At 25.2% G+C, this 14,734-nt stretch carries 18 protein-coding genes; 4 read left to right on the top strand and 14 right to left on the bottom strand.

Annotation, left to right across the window (positions count from 1 at the left end; all coding sequences use genetic code 11):
• Positions 1-27: 27 nt before the first annotated feature.
• The 7 genes from JG676_RS07190 to JG676_RS07160 are packed head-to-tail and all read right to left on the bottom strand — an operon-like array spanning position 28 to position 7,254.
• Positions 28-1,620, bottom strand: coding sequence for a sugar transferase (locus JG676_RS07190; protein WP_200217797.1), 1,593 nt, complete (start codon positions 1,618-1,620; stop codon positions 28-30).
• Positions 1,620-2,570: an SIS domain-containing protein gene (locus tag JG676_RS07185; protein WP_200217796.1), complete on the bottom strand. Its 951-nt coding sequence runs from the start codon at positions 2,568-2,570 to the stop codon at positions 1,620-1,622. Before JG676_RS07185 ends, JG676_RS07190 begins: the two co-directional genes overlap by 1 nt.
• Before the next feature lie 8 nt (positions 2,571-2,578).
• Positions 2,579-4,234, bottom strand: a complete 1,656-nt coding sequence (locus tag JG676_RS07180) for a polysaccharide biosynthesis/export family protein (RefSeq protein WP_200217795.1) — start codon at positions 4,232-4,234, stop codon at positions 2,579-2,581.
• Between the two features lies 1 nt (position 4,235).
• Positions 4,236-5,354 (bottom strand): capsule biosynthesis protein, encoded by a 1,119-nt coding sequence (locus tag JG676_RS07175; protein WP_200217794.1) that lies wholly within the window; start codon positions 5,352-5,354, stop codon positions 4,236-4,238.
• Positions 5,354-6,016, bottom strand: a complete 663-nt coding sequence (locus JG676_RS07170; protein ID WP_200217793.1) for an ABC transporter ATP-binding protein — start codon at positions 6,014-6,016, stop codon at positions 5,354-5,356. The genes JG676_RS07175 and JG676_RS07170 overlap by 1 nt, the downstream gene beginning before the upstream one ends.
• Positions 6,013-6,795, bottom strand: coding sequence for an ABC transporter permease (locus tag JG676_RS07165; protein WP_200217792.1), 783 nt, complete (start codon positions 6,793-6,795; stop codon positions 6,013-6,015). Before JG676_RS07165 ends, JG676_RS07170 begins: the two co-directional genes overlap by 4 nt.
• A 51-nt stretch (positions 6,796-6,846) precedes the next feature.
• Positions 6,847-7,254: a hypothetical protein gene (locus JG676_RS07160; protein WP_200217791.1), complete on the bottom strand. Its 408-nt coding sequence runs from the start codon at positions 7,252-7,254 to the stop codon at positions 6,847-6,849.
• Between the two features lie 71 nt (positions 7,255-7,325).
• On the opposite strand from JG676_RS07160, the gene ciaI reads away from it, so the two are divergent.
• The gene (gene ciaI / locus JG676_RS07155) at positions 7,326-7,889 is read left to right on the top strand and encodes an intracellular survival protein CiaI (RefSeq protein ID WP_200217790.1); all 564 of its coding nucleotides are present in this window, start codon (positions 7,326-7,328) and stop codon (positions 7,887-7,889) included.
• Between the two features lie 229 nt (positions 7,890-8,118).
• On the opposite strand, the gene JG676_RS07150 is transcribed toward ciaI, so the two are convergent.
• The 5 genes from JG676_RS07150 to JG676_RS07130 all read right to left on the bottom strand — a co-directional run bounded on the left by JG676_RS07150 (position 8,119) and on the right by JG676_RS07130 (position 9,576).
• On the bottom strand, positions 8,119-8,517 hold the full coding sequence (locus tag JG676_RS07150) for a hypothetical protein (protein ID WP_200217789.1): 399 nt from the start codon (positions 8,515-8,517) through the stop codon (positions 8,119-8,121).
• Positions 8,501-8,797, bottom strand: coding sequence for a hypothetical protein (locus tag JG676_RS07145; RefSeq protein ID WP_200217788.1), 297 nt, complete (start codon positions 8,795-8,797; stop codon positions 8,501-8,503). The genes JG676_RS07150 and JG676_RS07145 overlap by 17 nt, the downstream gene beginning before the upstream one ends.
• Positions 8,778-9,098, bottom strand: a complete 321-nt coding sequence (locus tag JG676_RS07140; protein WP_200217787.1) for a hypothetical protein — start codon at positions 9,096-9,098, stop codon at positions 8,778-8,780. The genes JG676_RS07145 and JG676_RS07140 overlap by 20 nt, the downstream gene beginning before the upstream one ends.
• A complete protein-coding gene (locus tag JG676_RS07135; protein ID WP_200217786.1) occupies positions 9,040-9,252 on the bottom strand; it encodes a hypothetical protein in 213 nt (70 codons plus the stop codon). The genes JG676_RS07140 and JG676_RS07135 overlap by 59 nt, the downstream gene beginning before the upstream one ends.
• A gap of 102 nt (positions 9,253-9,354) precedes the next feature.
• On the bottom strand, positions 9,355-9,576 hold the full coding sequence (locus JG676_RS07130) for a hypothetical protein (protein ID WP_200217785.1): 222 nt from the start codon (positions 9,574-9,576) through the stop codon (positions 9,355-9,357).
• Positions 9,577-9,820: 244 nt separating this feature from the next.
• Here JG676_RS07130 and JG676_RS07125 point away from each other — a divergent pair, with 244 nt between their 5' ends.
• Positions 9,821-10,507 (top strand): dUTP diphosphatase, encoded by a 687-nt coding sequence (locus JG676_RS07125; RefSeq protein WP_200217784.1) that lies wholly within the window; start codon positions 9,821-9,823, stop codon positions 10,505-10,507.
• Positions 10,507-11,220 (top strand): EI24 domain-containing protein, encoded by a 714-nt coding sequence (locus JG676_RS07120; protein ID WP_200217783.1) that lies wholly within the window; start codon positions 10,507-10,509, stop codon positions 11,218-11,220. Before JG676_RS07125 ends, JG676_RS07120 begins: the two co-directional genes overlap by 1 nt.
• Here the strand turns inward: JG676_RS07120 and tilS are convergent.
• Both tilS and rimO read right to left on the bottom strand, forming a co-directional pair.
• Complete coding sequence (tilS, locus tag JG676_RS07115) at positions 11,197-12,168, bottom strand: tRNA lysidine(34) synthetase TilS (protein WP_200217782.1); 972 nt, start codon at positions 12,166-12,168, stop codon at positions 11,197-11,199. The two genes, JG676_RS07120 and tilS, sit on opposite strands and share 24 nt — an antisense overlap.
• A complete protein-coding gene (gene rimO / locus JG676_RS07110; protein ID WP_200217781.1) occupies positions 12,158-13,474 on the bottom strand; it encodes a 30S ribosomal protein S12 methylthiotransferase RimO in 1,317 nt (438 codons plus the stop codon). The genes tilS and rimO overlap by 11 nt, the downstream gene beginning before the upstream one ends.
• A 143-nt stretch (positions 13,475-13,617) precedes the next feature.
• Here rimO and JG676_RS07105 point away from each other — a divergent pair.
• Positions 13,618-14,734: AMP-binding protein (locus JG676_RS07105; RefSeq protein WP_200217780.1), on the top strand; the 1,117-nt coding region annotated here is incomplete at its 3' end.

Here is a 14,734-nt window from a genome sequence, read left to right as displayed (position 1 = left end):
TATTTAAATTCTAAAAAATATTTAAGATTAAAAAAATAATCTCTTCATCAAACGATAAAATTTAGCTTGTGAAATTTTAGCTTTTAAATAAGATAAACCTAATATTTTATAAACAAAACTAAATAACCGTATATTTTTTAGCTCAAATAAATAAGGTTTATATATAAAAGAATGTAAACAATAAAAACTTTTATCATTTTTTTCTGCTATCAAGTATCTTTCTTTATCTAAGATAATTTGAAAAAAATCATTTCTATATGTAAAACTATAAAGCTTATTTTTAAGATAAAAAACAAAATTTAATAAATCTTTTTCCATATCAATGTTCAATTTTTCTATTGTTTGTTCAATATTTTTCTTATCATTATGACTTAAAGTAAGCAAATAATTATAAATTTGCAATTTCTCTTCATTGCTTAATTTTCTATCCCATTCTCTTTTTTCATAGTGTTTTTGTAAGTCTTTATAAAAATACCAAGAATCTGGCAAAATCCCTTTTTGAAAATAAAATACATCTAAATGTTTTATATTAGTCATTTTATATTCTATATTTGCATCTAAAAATACTTTAGTAATTTTTTCTTGTTGTAAAAAATCTAATAAAAGCTCATATTTTAATTCTTTATCTATAAAATCATTTATATTCTTATAAATGATTTCTCCTATATAAATACCAATATCTTTAAAATCATAATTTTTATCTTTAAAAAGTATTAAAACTTTTTCATTTTTAGCTTGAAAAACTTGTAAAGGTTTTAAACTATGTGTTTGCATATTTTTTAAATTCTTATAAAAAAGTTTATGATTTCTATGTCTTCTATCCATGTAACCATTTTGATTTGGTTCTATGTGCCAAAAATGATACATATAAATTCCATAAAAACAAGCTTCATAACCAAGCAATGAAAACCAAGATCTAAAACCTTCAAAATTATAAAAATTCCAATTTCTAGAATCATAATTTAAATTAAAAGGCATCTTTTCAAACTCAATGCAAGACTTTAAAACTCTAGCAAAAAGGTCAAAATCTTCATAACTATGACCTATAAATCTTTCATCATTTCCACCAAGCTTTAAAAAAGTATGTTTATTGATTACTATACTTGAAGTAGAGCTTGGAGCAAAAAATTTAACATAAGTATTTTTTCCACTTATTAAATCATTTTGTATTAAACTATCCCATAAACTTTGATCTTGTTTTTTTAGGAAATTACTAGCTTCTTGTGTAAGATAAACAACAGGTAAAACAAGTAAAGCATTTAAATTTAAGGAAATATTTTTTATCTTGATTAAATTAAGAATCTTTAAAAAGCTTTCTTTAGAAAGATAGCAATCTACATCTAAAAACATTATAACAGAAGAGCTAGCAAAAGAAGCTCCTAAATTTCTGCATTTTCCTTGTGAAAAAAAATTAATTTGAGTATCATCTTTTAAATAAATATAATTATTTTGAATTATTTGCTCTTTTAAATTATTTTCTAAAGAAGAATAACCTTCTACAAAAATAAATTCTATTTCTTTTAAATTTTTAAAATCTTCTATCTTTTCAAAAATTCTATCTTGAATATAAAGACGTTCTTTACTTAATCCAAAAGGAATAATAACAGACAAAAGAGTCACTAAACATTTCCTATAGCATAAAGCTGAATAATTCCTACAACCTTTTCTTTTTTTCCAACTACAATTTCTTTAATTTTATATTTTAGCATAATCTCTTCTGCCTCACTTGCCATAGCATCTGCATCTACTAGTTTAGGATTTGTACTCATAATTTCTCTAGCTTTAAAATCAAATCTAGGCTTATCATTAGCTTTTAAAGCACGACGCAAATCTCCATCAGTAATAATACCAACAAGTTTTCCATTTTCTAATACTATACAAAGACCTAATTTTCCAGAAGTCATTACATTAACAAGATCATTAAATTCAGTTTCAGGATGAACTATAGGAAGATTATCTGAAACCATAAGATCCTTAACTTTTGTTAAAAGCTTACGCCCCAGACTTCCACCTGGATGAAAAAGAGCAAAATCATCTGGTTTAAAATTTCTAGCTTTCATTAAAACTGCTGCTAAAGCATCTCCCATAACTAAAGTTGCAGTTGTTGAAGACATAGGAGCAAGATTTAATGGGCAAGCTTCTTTGGTAATAGAAATATTTAAACAAATATCTCCTTGTTTGGCTAAAGTTGATTTTAGATTCCCACTCATTGCTATAAGAGGAATTTTTCTTCTTTTTATCACAGGAATAATTTTTAAAAGCTCCTCGGTTTCTCCGGAATTTGAGATAGCAATCAAAATATCATCACAAGTAAGCATTCCTAAATCACCATGTAAAGCTTCTCCAGGATGGATAAAAAAACTAGGCGTCCCAGTACTTGCAAAAGTTGCAGCTATTTTTGCCCCTATATGACCTGATTTACCCATTCCACTGACAACACAACGTCCTTTAGTATTTAATATAAGCTCAATTGCTTTAGTGAAATTATCGTCTAAATTTTTAGATAAATGATTGATAGATTCTGCTTCTATTTTAAAAACTTCTTTAGCAATTTCAATACTATTTAACATTTTTTATCCTATATTTTTAATACAACATTAGTTGCAATAGCAATTTGATAAAGAATTTGAGTAAGCATGCTAAAGATTTGTAAATTTTCACTTTCTATTTTAGGTAATACCAAAACAGAATCTCCTGCTTCAATTTTCATTCCACTATGATATTTTTCAGCCTTTCCATTAATTCTTATAACTAAAACTTTAGAAGTATCTGCTCTATCACTAAATCCACCTGCTTGATTAATATAAAATTTTAAATCTTCTTTTTTGGTATAAACAAATGCTCCTGGTAAAGATACTTCTCCTTGAACTATAATAAGATTATTTTTACTTGGAACATTTACAATATCTCCATCTTCTAAAGTGATAGTATCATAAGCTTTTACATCATCAACAACAATTTGTCCTCTAGGTTCTACTTGTTTTGCTCTTTGTATAAATTCTAAAATAGTTCTTGATTGTTGCGCACGTATAGCTGCACCTTGCGGGGTTACTGAAGTACTAGTTAAAGCTAAAGTTTCAAGTTCTTTAAGTTGTGCCTTAATAAGCTCTTTTTGTGTTCTAGCAACACTTTTTCTAAATATTTGCAAAGAATTCATATCTGATTGATTATTTGCTTTTATTAGTCTTGAAATATCTTTTAGTGTGGTTCCTCTTCTTACAACTAAAGTACCTAAACCATCATGCTCACCTCTTATAGATATACTAATATTTTGTGAAACATATTCTGGTTGAAATTCAACTTCATCTCCTGTTCTTAAAAGAACCTTTGAAAATTGCATTTTATTATAAGAATACACATCAAGTTTATGATCTTCTGCATAAGTTTTTACAATAGCATTGGTTACTATAGGTTTAGCTCCAGCAATTTTCGCTAAATCACTTAAGGTTTTAATATCATCTCCAAGTTCAAAACGAAAAGGCTTTTGAACATCTCCTCTTACAAAAGCATATTTTTGAACATTTCCAACTAAAATAACATCACCGCTTCTAAAAGGGAAAAGCTCCATTTTACCCTTTAATAAAAAATCATATAAATCTACATTTTTAATTACTTCATTATTTCTTAAAATTTGTATATTCCTAAAACTTCCGTATTCCAAATTTATACCTTGTGCTTTATCTAAATACTGAATAATAGAATCAGAACTTAAACCTTGATAAAGACCTGGAGCATTAACACTTCCTGTAACAAAAACAGAAACATTTTGATAAGCATTCATATCTGCATATACAAAAACATTGCTTTTATAAATATGATTTACTTTAGATTTAATTACAGAAACTAAAGCACTATTTTTTACCCCTAATAAATTAATTGCTCCTACTTTTGGAATAAAAATATTACCTTGAGAATCTACTATTAAAATTTGAGCAAATTCGACAGCACCCCAAATTTTTAAACTTATTTGATCTCCAACTGCAATTTTATAATCAGGATTATAAACTCTTTGGGCAAAATTCTTAAAATTTCCATTAAAAAGCTGTGCTCCAAATACAAGAGGAGGCATTTTGCGTTCTAAGATACTTGAGTTATTTTCTATATTTTGAGAATATGCTAAAGATGCATTTTGTTCAAAAATTGGAGTATTATTTTCACTTGCAACAATTTGAGATATATCTACCGCTGCAAAAGAAAAAATAAATGAAATAAGTAATATAAGTATTTTTTTCATCTTAATATTTATGCTCCTCTATAATCATTTTAATAAATTTAATTATTCCATATGCCAAAGATAAAACTATAAATGCTGTAACAATATCATAAATCCTTTCTGGATATTTAGCACTTTGAGGTTCGCTTGGATTTTGTATTACAACTAATTGTTTTATTTTTCTTAAAGCTTCTATCCTAGCACTCTCATAAGCTTTTAAGGCTGCTTTATAAGCCTCTTCTGCAAAACCTACTTCTATGGTTAAATCTTGAAATTTCGCTGCTAAGTCATTTAATTTTTTACTCGAAGTATTAGATGAAATCTTAGCTTGTTCTTTATTAAGTTGTTTTTTGATTGCTGCAATTTCAGCTTTTAAAGTAACAATTTCTGGGGCACTATCATTCATATAACTTTGCAAAGTTAAAAGCTTAGCTTCTTTTTGTGCTAAATTTGCTTCAATTTGTGCAATTAAACTTGCTTTGCTTTCAGCTTGTTTTAAAGGATCAAAAACTCCATATTGATTTTGAAAAGAAATCAAATCATTTTGAGCTTTTTGAAGTCTTTCTTTAAATTTGATTACTTCATTTTCTGCAAATATCATTTGTTCTCTTGCGGCTCTATGGGAAACTTCATTAACAAATTTTTCACTCTCTTCCATAATTGTTTTTGCAATCAAATAAGAAGATTGTGGAGTAAAACCTTCTACTTCAATATTCAAAAGACCTGTTTTGTCATCTGTATAAATTTTTATACGTTTTTGATAATATCTTAAAAAAGCTTCATTAGAGCTTGACTCTTTTAGTTTATAAAATAAATCTATATTTTGATCTGCATAAAGTTCTTTTATTTTAATCTTTTGCTCTAATAAATTAAGCATATCAGAAGAATAAATATAACCTTTTAGATATTTAATATCCTCATTTGATCCAGATGCATTAGAAAGTAAAGATAAAATTCCACTTGTTTGAATACTTCCGCTACTTGTTGATCTTACATCAAAACTCATGGTTGTTACATAACGATTAGCTGCAATTAAGATATAATAAATTACAACAAAAATCATTAAAAACCAAACGATTTTAAAAGAATCAAATATACTTAAATCTTTAATTTTTTTAAACAAATTTTTCTTTTCTTCCATTAAGCTTTTCCTTGATAAACAGCTATACCCTCATCAATATCATCATAAACTGTAATTTTTCCATTTTTCATAAAAATAATTTTATCACACCATTGTTTAATTTCAGCAATATTATGAGAAACCATAATAACTTTAGATTGACTCAATTTCTCTCTATAAAGTTTTATACTTTTTTCTCTAAATTTAGGATCCCCAACTGCTCCAGCTTCATCAATTAAATAATAATCAAAGTCAAATGCCATACTAAGGCCAAAAGCAATTCTAGCTTGCATACCAGAAGAATAAGTTCTCATAGGCTCGTTAAAAAATTTTCCAAGTTCTGCAAATTCTTCTACAAATTTAATTTTTTCTTTAAGTTTTTCACCCTTATAGCCATAAACTCTTGCTACAAATTTGACATTATCTCTAGCAGTTAAAGAGCCTTGAAAAGCACCATTTAAACCCAAAGGCCAAGATAATTTTTTATTAGTTATAATTTTTCCGCTATCTGGAAGTTCAGAACCACTTAAAAGTCTCATAAGTGTTGATTTGCCAGCACCATTATAACCCATTAAACCGATGCTACAATTTTCAGGAAATTCAAAAGTAAAATCTCTAAAAATATAATGCCTTTGACCATTAAACAAAGGATAAGATTTAGTTAAATTTATGAGTTTTATCATTGTCTTTTAACCGCTACTAAAGCTTGTCTATTATAATAATAAAAAAATAGACCTATAAAAAGGACAATAGCTATACAAAAAATAGGATATGTATAATTACAATCTTCATATAAAGGATAATTATCAAAAAAATTATATCTTAAAAGTTCCATAATATGGAGCAAAGGATTATAATAAAATATTTCAAGCAAAGGTTTAGGCATAAGCCAAGTAGGAAAAATAATACCCGAAGTCCAATAAAAAACGATACTAAAATAAGCAAGTAAAGTTCTTAAAGGTTCAAAAAAATGATGAATAATTGCAAAACAAATTCCTAATGCAAAGCCTGAACACATCAATAAAAAAATACAAAATATAACATCTAATAAATGCCTTGGTAAAACATTTAAATGAAAAAACCAACCGGCAAAAAATAATACAACTATAAAAATTACAAAATAAATACAAAATTCAAGCAAAGTTCTAGCAATAAATACATGGATTGGTTTTACAGGCTTATAAGCAAATAAAGCTAAATTTGCTCCCACGCCATTCATAAGTTGATTAGCTATACTTCTAAACATAAAAAATGGCATAATACCAGAAATTAAAAACATAAAAATAGAAATTCCTTCTGGCATTACTTGATGATGGTATTCTCTAATAATAGTTCCAATTATTGTAATAATCAAAATAACAGACATAGGCTCACCTACAACCCAAATATATCCCAAATGTCTATTTGTACCGAATCTTGTTTTTAACTCTCTAAAAAAAAGAGCATAAATAACATTTAACATTTATTTCTTCTCTTTTTGTAATTTTAAAAATTATAATATATTTTTTGTTAATCAATTTCTTTGGAATTCAATTTTTTGATTTAACATTAAAGTATTATCTGTAAATTTAGCCCATAAAATACATAAAGCATAAATTTTTATATCTTTTTGAAATTTTACAAAAGGAAATTTGTGATAATAAAGCTTTTCTTGTTCCTTGGTTGCATCTATAAATTTAGCTTTTATTTGAACCCCTTTTAATAAAGCAATTTTTTTACCTTGATAAACATTGACTGCTATACAAGGATTAATAATAGAAAGTTTTACATGCTTAGTATTTTTATCAGAAGCGATAATAAAAGAAGAATGTAAAATATCAAAAATATAAAAAGCATTAGCAATATAAACCTCATTGCGATCTTGCATTGCAAAACTTAAAATTTCATTATTTTGTAAAAAATTTATAATTCTTTGATCCATAAGAAATTATACTACAATAAATTTAAAAAAATCCGATCTAATATTAATAGATCATTAATAAAGGAGTTCAAATGGAACTTAGTGCGAGTCAAAGTCAAAATTTCTCTATGGATTATACGACAAAAAGTGGTAAACATCTTGCTTTTTCTATGTATGATAATCAAAGTTTAAATTATAATAATAACGAAGAAGGTAAAAGTTTAAATTTAAAGCATCAATATGGTTTTAGTTTTAGTTTTGAAGGATCAAAACTCACTCAAAATGATTTAAATGAAATTAAAGATGCTATGAAAGAAGTTGAACCAATGATACAAGATTTCTTAAGTAAAAGTAAAGTAAGAGAACTAAATCCTAAAGAACTCATTACTAGTGCAATGCAAATGGCAAATGCCTTACCAACTCCAAATGATGAAAACCACCAAAATGCTATTATGAATAATTTTACCAACAAATTGCAAAATTTACTCACTAAAAACCAAACTTCAAATATAAATACCAATACTTCTATGCTTGAAGATAGTAAAAAATTACTAGATAAAGTTTTAGAACAAATGAAAAAACAACTTGAAAAGCAACAAGAAATAGCTAAAGAAAATGAAAATAATGCAGAAAATAATCTTAATATTTATGCTTAAAATTACTCTTGCCTTAAGGTAAGAGTTTTATAGTTTAAAATATTAAATATTTTTTATCTTATATTAAAATAATTATTTATGCAAAAATTTATAAATTTGATTAACAATAAATGTTAGATATTATAAATTTTTCTTTAAATTCTTTCGCTCCTCTTTGTATTCTTTTGCAATTTTTTTAAGCTCTTTTATAAAAATAAAATATCCACCTTTATATCACATTCTTTGAGCCTTAATTAAAGCATAACCTATTTTTATAATAAGGTTGGGCTTTTATAAATTTTAAAGCACTTTCGTAATCTTTATAAGAAGATAAAGGCTTATCGTGTTTAAATTTATCTTTTTTAAACTGTAAATAAATCATTAATAAATCTAAAGGATTTTTAAGTAAAGTTTTCAAAGTAAAAGAATTTTTTACCATAGCTTCACCTAATTTATAACTTAAATGATTTTTCATTAAAAACTCAGCACCTAATTTTTTTTCAAAATTAAAAGGAGTTTGAAATTTATCTTTAATTTCTTTAAAATAAAATTCAAAAAGTTCGTTACATCCTAAATTTAAAGCAATTGAACTTGCAATGTAATCAATATTTTCAAAACCTTTTTTAGCATGCTTAAAAAAAATAATCAAATATAAAATCACAATAATATCTTGTATTACCACAAAATAAAGTCTCTAAAAATGCACTTTTCCTTTGTATAAGTAAATTTGCAATATACTCATTTACTTCTTTAATTTGCTTTTCTTTAAATAGAATTTCTATCCATAAAAGATGAAAGGTATTGTTATTTGGATTATAAAAATGGGCTTTTTTAAGCCAAGATTTTATCTCTTCTAAAGGTTTTTTTAAAATTTTAGCAAGTCTAAAACCATGAAAACAAACAAAAGATTTATGAAAGGGATGGAACATTGATTTGTTCTAAATATTTTTGAATAATTTTATATTGCTCTTCATCACTAAAATACTCATAAATTCCAATATCTTCTTTATATTTACTAGTTAAAACAGCTAAATTTGCATAACCTGATGTTTTAGTATAATAAATCTTATCAGACCAAGACATTAAAGCATTTTCATATAAAGCCTTATAAACATAATCTTTCTTATTACATAAATCTATAGAAAAAAATAATTTCTTTTTTTGCTTTTCATTAAGATTTAATAAATTTTGGAAGTTTGTTTTTAAAACACTCCAATAAAGATAAATCATCACTCAAAACTATAATGGCATTATTTGTTTTTAATTCTTTATTAATGATTTCTATGGCAAGTGTAAAGTTAAGAGCTCTTGCAAAAATATTAGGTCTTATAATTTGTTTTTGAAATTTATTTAAAAAAATAGCATCTCCTGCTCTTATATGCAAAGAACAAAACTGTCCATCATCGATACTTTTCTTTAAATTAACAATTTTTTCTTCAGCTTCTTTTAAAATTTCTTTTATTTTAGGAGTAAAATCGAGCTTTTGCTAGATTTTAATTAAACTTGCTTTATATTCTTTAGTATCTAAATCATTAAAAATTGTATCTAAACGCTTTTGTGTCATATGAATAGGAAAATTTAAAACTTTTGCATCTTTTAAAAAATTTATACTTTTTCTTTTGAGTTTGTCAAATTCATCCATACGAGTTTCAAAAATACCATTATAAGAATATTTTTGTATAAATTCTTTAGAAAAAATTTCATCCACGCTAGGAACAATAACTGACGCTAATTTATTTTTAGCTACTTCAGTTTCACTGGCATTTAAAGGATGTCACACTAAACCAAAATTAAAATATTTAGAAAGATAAATTGCATTTAAAATAGCTCTTAATCTTTCTCCTAATCCATCATCCCTTGAAGCTAAAATTAACTCTTTTTGCATTATTTACTTTCAAAAATTTAAAATATATTTTTTAGTATAATTATATAAAAATTTAAGAAAGAAAACTATGCAAACAATAGAAATACTAAAAAATATGTTAGAGCTTCAACAAAAATTAAATGATGAGACAAATGGTATTGGATGGGAAAACGGTTATACAAAAGAAGGCAAGCTTATAAGCTGGAGGCGTTGTATTTATATGGAATGCGCAGAACTTATAGATTCTTTTGCTTGGAAACATTGGAAAAATATTAGCTCATCAACTGACTGGGATAATGTTCGCATTGAATTAGTAGATATTTGGCATTTTATTCTTAGTCTTTTGCTTGAAAAATATAAAAACGATAAAAATTATAACAATATTGCTATAGAAATTAGCTCTATAAGTATTTTTCAAGACTTTTCTAAAGAAAAGATGAAACCTAATGAAAGTGATACTTATAATATTTTAAATGACATTGAATTGCTGATTCATGAGTGCAGTGGTTTTAATCTACGTTTATATACTCTTTTATCAAATTATTTTGCTTTAGCCATTAAGTGTGGTTTAAATTTAGAAAGTCTTTATAAAACTTATATAGGCAAAAACATTTTAAATATCTTTAGACAAGAACACGGCTATAAAGAAGGAAATTATAAAAAAAATTGGAATGGTAAAGAAGATAATGAAATTTTAAATGAAATTTTAGAGAATAATTTTGATTATAAAGAAATCTACCAAAGTCTTGAACAATACTATAAAAAAGTCAAATAATGCTCATTTTTAAACTTGCCTTAAAAGATTTTTTAAGTATTAAATTTTTAAAATACGCTTTTATTCCGCTTCTTTTTAGTTTTTTATTTGTAAGTATTTTAGTTATTTTTGGATTTTCATTTTTATTTAATTATTTTAATACCTTATTTAGCATAGATGAAAATTCTTTTTGGGCATGGCTTTATGCTTTTCATTTTATGCAAATTATTATAGCAATTATAAGTATTTTATTTTCTAGTCTTGTTATTATTTTTGCTTCTGTTTTTTTGGCACTTTTTATCACATCTTTTTTAACGCCTTTTATTGTTAAAGAAATCAACTCGAAACATTATCACCATGAAATAAAAAATGAAATTCCTTTTATAAAAATCATTTTTGAATTTTTAAAAATATTTCTAAAATTTATAGCATTTTTTGTGCTATGTACTCTTTTTTTATTTTTACCTTTTATAAATCTTTTTATTTATTATCTTGTATTTTATTATCTCTTTCATAAGCTTTTAATGCTAGATGTTACAAGCTCTGTTTTGGACAGGGAAAATTTTAATCTTTTTCAAAATAAATTCTCTCCTTTAGAGTTTAAATTCAGCACACTTTGTTTTTATTTGCTTTCAACTTTACCGCTTCTGGGTATATTTTTACAAGTTTTCTTTATAATTTTTCTTACTCATCTAAGCTATCAAAGAATTTTAAACTTGCAAAATAAAATCTGAAGGGCTTATATGATGATTATATAAATAAGCTCTTAAAAGTCTTGGAATTTTTAAAATTCTACATTCTTCTTTAAATTTTTTAGGCAATTTTTCACAAACCTCATATTTAAATACAATAGCTTTTTCATTTTTATAAACTATAGCTATTTTTCCACTTAAAACACAATCATTCTTTAAAGCTTCTTTTCTTTGAGCCGCACTTAAAACAATACCTTGAATTTTTACAGTCTTTGCAATATAGCCTTCATCTTTTGGACAAATTAAAAGATCTTTAAATTCTTTAATTTTTTTTATATCAAAAAGTTTTTCTTTATCTTTTTGAAGATATCGAAAACTTTTTTCTAAGCCTTTTTCAAATTCTTTTGCAAAATTATTTGAAAAATGCTTTCTAATATAATTTCTAAAATATTTTTCATTTTCATTACTCTCATCATTAAAATATTTTATATTTTCTTTATTTAAAAAATTTAAAATTTTATTCTTAGAAATAAAAAGCAAAGGACGTATAAGATTATAATTTTTACATTTTTCAAATTCACTCATCCCTAAAAGCTCTACCACTCCTGCCCCACGCGAAAGTTGCATTAAAAACCATTCTAATTGATCATTTAAATGATGGGCTAAAATAAGATTATTGTAATGATATTTAAAACAAATTTTTTCAAAGAAATCATAACGAAAAGCTCTTGCATTTTTTTCAAAATTATTTTTAAAACAAGGGGCTGAAATGGTAAAAATTTGTTTATTAAATTTAAAAGCAAGTTTTTTAGCTTCATCTTCTTCTAAATCGCTATTTTTTCTTGTTTTATAATTGATCATAGCAAGATCAAATTCAATTTTTTCTTGTATTAAAAAATAAAAAAGTGCCGTAGAATCACTTCCATAAGAAAAAGCTAATAAATTTTTACCTTTCCTTAAAAATTCTAAAATTTCTTTTTTAATTTGCATATTTTCTTAAGGCTTTTGCAATAAGTTTTTTATCAACACTTTGTAAAATTTCACACTCATAAATTTGTCCCATTTCTAAATTTCCACATTCACTTTCATTGATAAGAATTTCTCCATCAATTTCTCTATCCCATCTTAAATCTTTTCCAGCAATAAAAAATTCACCTTCGCTACTTTCTCCTGTACAAACTACTAAACGTCTCTTGCCTACTTCTTTTTTAAAACTCTCATTTATCACTTTATCTACAATTTTTTCTATTTTTTTAAGTCTTGAATTTATAGTTTTAAAAGGAATTTGTTTCATATTAAAAGCTGCAGTATCTTCTTCTTTAGAATAAGCAAAAACACTTATTCTATCAAAACCAAAATCTTTTACAAATTCACAAAGCTCATTAAAATCTTCATCGCTTTCACCAGGATGTCCCACAATAAAACCTGTCCTTAAAAAGCTATCTTTAGCATTTCTCATTAAATTTAATATTTCTTTAAGTTTTTCAGAATTCATTCCTCTTTTCATAATTTTAAGCATATTATCGCTAATATGTTGTAATGGCATATCAAAATAATTCACAAAAATCTTAGAGTCAATAATGCGTTGTATTAAAGTTTTGCTAACACTTGTAGGATAAAGATATAAAATTCTAGCTGCTTTCACACCTTCTATCTTTTCTATCTCATCAATCAATTGAATAAGTCCATCTTTTTGCCCTTTATCATATAAATATGAGCTTGTATCTTGAGCAATAAAAGAAAAATCTTTATAACCATTTTTTACTAGATCTTTAACTTCATTTACTATACTTGAAATTTCGCGTGATTTTAACTTGCCCTTAAAAGTTGGGATAGCACAAAAAGAGCAATTTTGATTACATCCTTCGGCGATTTTTATGAAAGCATGTGAATTTGATCCTGTGATAATACGCTTAGAATTTTCACTCTGCAAATAAGTTGAACTTGAAAATAAATTTATTTTTTTAAGTATCATCTCATCAATTTTTTCATAATCACCCACGCCTGTAAAAAGATCAACTTCTGGAAGCTCTTTCATAAGCTCTTGACGGTAACGTTGCATCAAGCAACCTGTAACTACTAAGAGTGAATTTTCTTTTCTTTGTTCGTGTAAATTTAAAATAGCTTCAATACTTTCTTTTTTAGCGCTTTCAATAAAACCACAAGTATTGACAATTATTACATCTGCTTTATTTGGCTCATCACAAATTTCATACTCGCTTAAACGACCTAGCATAATTTCACTATCAACTAAATTTTTATTACAACCTAGAGATAAAAGATAAAGTTTTGGCATTTTCCCTACTTTTATTTTTTTTTGATATGATTATAAAAGAAGTTTGAATTATATCAAAATTAAGAATGTTTTAAAATTAAGATTATAAGTGATTAAAATCATCATCTTCTTTTTAAATCTATATTAAAATCTAAAGGAAATTAATGATAACTCATATTTATGATTTTTTAGAAAAAAGTGTTTTAAAATTTCCTGAAAAATTAGCTTTTGTAGATACTTTTGGTTCAAATTTTAAAAGTATAAGCTATAAAGAATTCAATGTTTTAAGTAAAAAGCTTGCAAGTAAGATTGCTAAAGATTTGCAATATTCTTATATACAAAGTCCTATTTTAATTCTTTTGCCAAAAAGTATTGATTGTCTTATAAGTTTTTTTGGTGTAAGTTTGAGTGGAAATTTTTATACTCTTTTAGATGAAAAAACTCCAAAAGAGCGCGTAGAAAAAGTAATAAATATTTTAAAACCAAAGCTATTAATTACTTCAAAAGATTTAAATTTTGATTTAAATTTGCCTACACTTTATACAGAAGATTTTTTAAATTTTGATATAGATGAGACTTTGTTAGAAGAAATTAAAGAAAGACATATAGATACAAATTTATTATATGTTTTTTTTACAAGTGGAAGCACGGGAGTGCCAAAAGGTGTTTCTATTTCTCATAAAAGTGTGATTGATTATACTTTCCATATTTGTCATATTTTAAAAATAAATAATCAAAGCATTTTGCTTAATCAAACTCCATTTTATTTTAGTGCTTCTGTAAGAGATATATTTTCAAGCATTAAAGCAGGAGCGACACTTCATTTACTACCTAATCATCTTTTTGCTTTTCCAAATAAAATTTTATCTTATTTAGAAGAAAAACAAGTCAGTATTATTTCTTGGGTGCCTACAGTGCTTAGTTTTTTTGCAAAAGATAGTATCTTAAATAAATTTAATCTCAATTCTTTACGAACTGTTGCCTTCGTAGGAGAATTAATACCCATTAAAACACTTCATATTTGGAAAAAACATCTTAAAAATGCAAAACTATTTAATCTTTATGGACCTACTGAAATTGCAGGAACTTGTTGTTATTATGAAATTAACCGTAATTTTAAAGAAAGCGAAATTTTACCCATAGGAAACAATTCAAAAAATACCGAGCTTTTAGTCTTTGATGAAAATATGAATTTTATTAGTCCTAAAGAAATAGGTATTAAAGGAGAACTTTATATAAGGGGAACTTGTTTATCACTAGGTTATTATAATGATAGCAAAA

This window comes from Campylobacter sp. 2018MI34 (assembly GCF_016598975.1).
GTDB lineage: Bacteria > Campylobacterota > Campylobacteria > Campylobacterales > Campylobacteraceae > Campylobacter_D.
This window is presented reverse-complemented; position numbering and strand designations above follow the sequence as displayed.

Coding starts and splice junctions, on each gene's coding strand:
- JG676_RS07185 (WP_200217796.1), bottom strand. CDS start 2,570: ATGTTAAATAGTATTGAAATTGCTAAAGAAGTTTTTAAAATAGAAGCA.
- JG676_RS07180 (WP_200217795.1), bottom strand. CDS start 4,234: ATGAAAAAAATACTTATATTACTTATTTCATTTATTTTTTCTTTTGCA.
- JG676_RS07175 (WP_200217794.1), bottom strand. CDS start 5,354: ATGGAAGAAAAGAAAAATTTGTTTAAAAAAATTAAAGATTTAAGTATA.
- JG676_RS07170 (WP_200217793.1), bottom strand. CDS start 6,016: ATGATAAAACTCATAAATTTAACTAAATCTTATCCTTTGTTTAATGGT.
- JG676_RS07165 (WP_200217792.1), bottom strand. CDS start 6,795: ATGTTAAATGTTATTTATGCTCTTTTTTTTAGAGAGTTAAAAACAAGA.
- JG676_RS07160 (WP_200217791.1), bottom strand. CDS start 7,254: ATGGATCAAAGAATTATAAATTTTTTACAAAATAATGAAATTTTAAGT.
- ciaI (WP_200217790.1), top strand. CDS start 7,326: ATGGAACTTAGTGCGAGTCAAAGTCAAAATTTCTCTATGGATTATACG.
- JG676_RS07145 (WP_200217788.1), bottom strand. CDS start 8,797: ATGTTCCATCCCTTTCATAAATCTTTTGTTTGTTTTCATGGTTTTAGA.
- JG676_RS07140 (WP_200217787.1), bottom strand. CDS start 9,098: ATGATTTATCTTTATTGGAGTGTTTTAAAAACAAACTTCCAAAATTTA.
- JG676_RS07125 (WP_200217784.1), top strand. CDS start 9,821: ATGCAAACAATAGAAATACTAAAAAATATGTTAGAGCTTCAACAAAAA.
- JG676_RS07120 (WP_200217783.1), top strand. CDS start 10,507: ATGCTCATTTTTAAACTTGCCTTAAAAGATTTTTTAAGTATTAAATTT.
- tilS (WP_200217782.1), bottom strand. CDS start 12,168: ATGCAAATTAAAAAAGAAATTTTAGAATTTTTAAGGAAAGGTAAAAAT.
- rimO (WP_200217781.1), bottom strand. CDS start 13,474: ATGCCAAAACTTTATCTTTTATCTCTAGGTTGTAATAAAAATTTAGTT.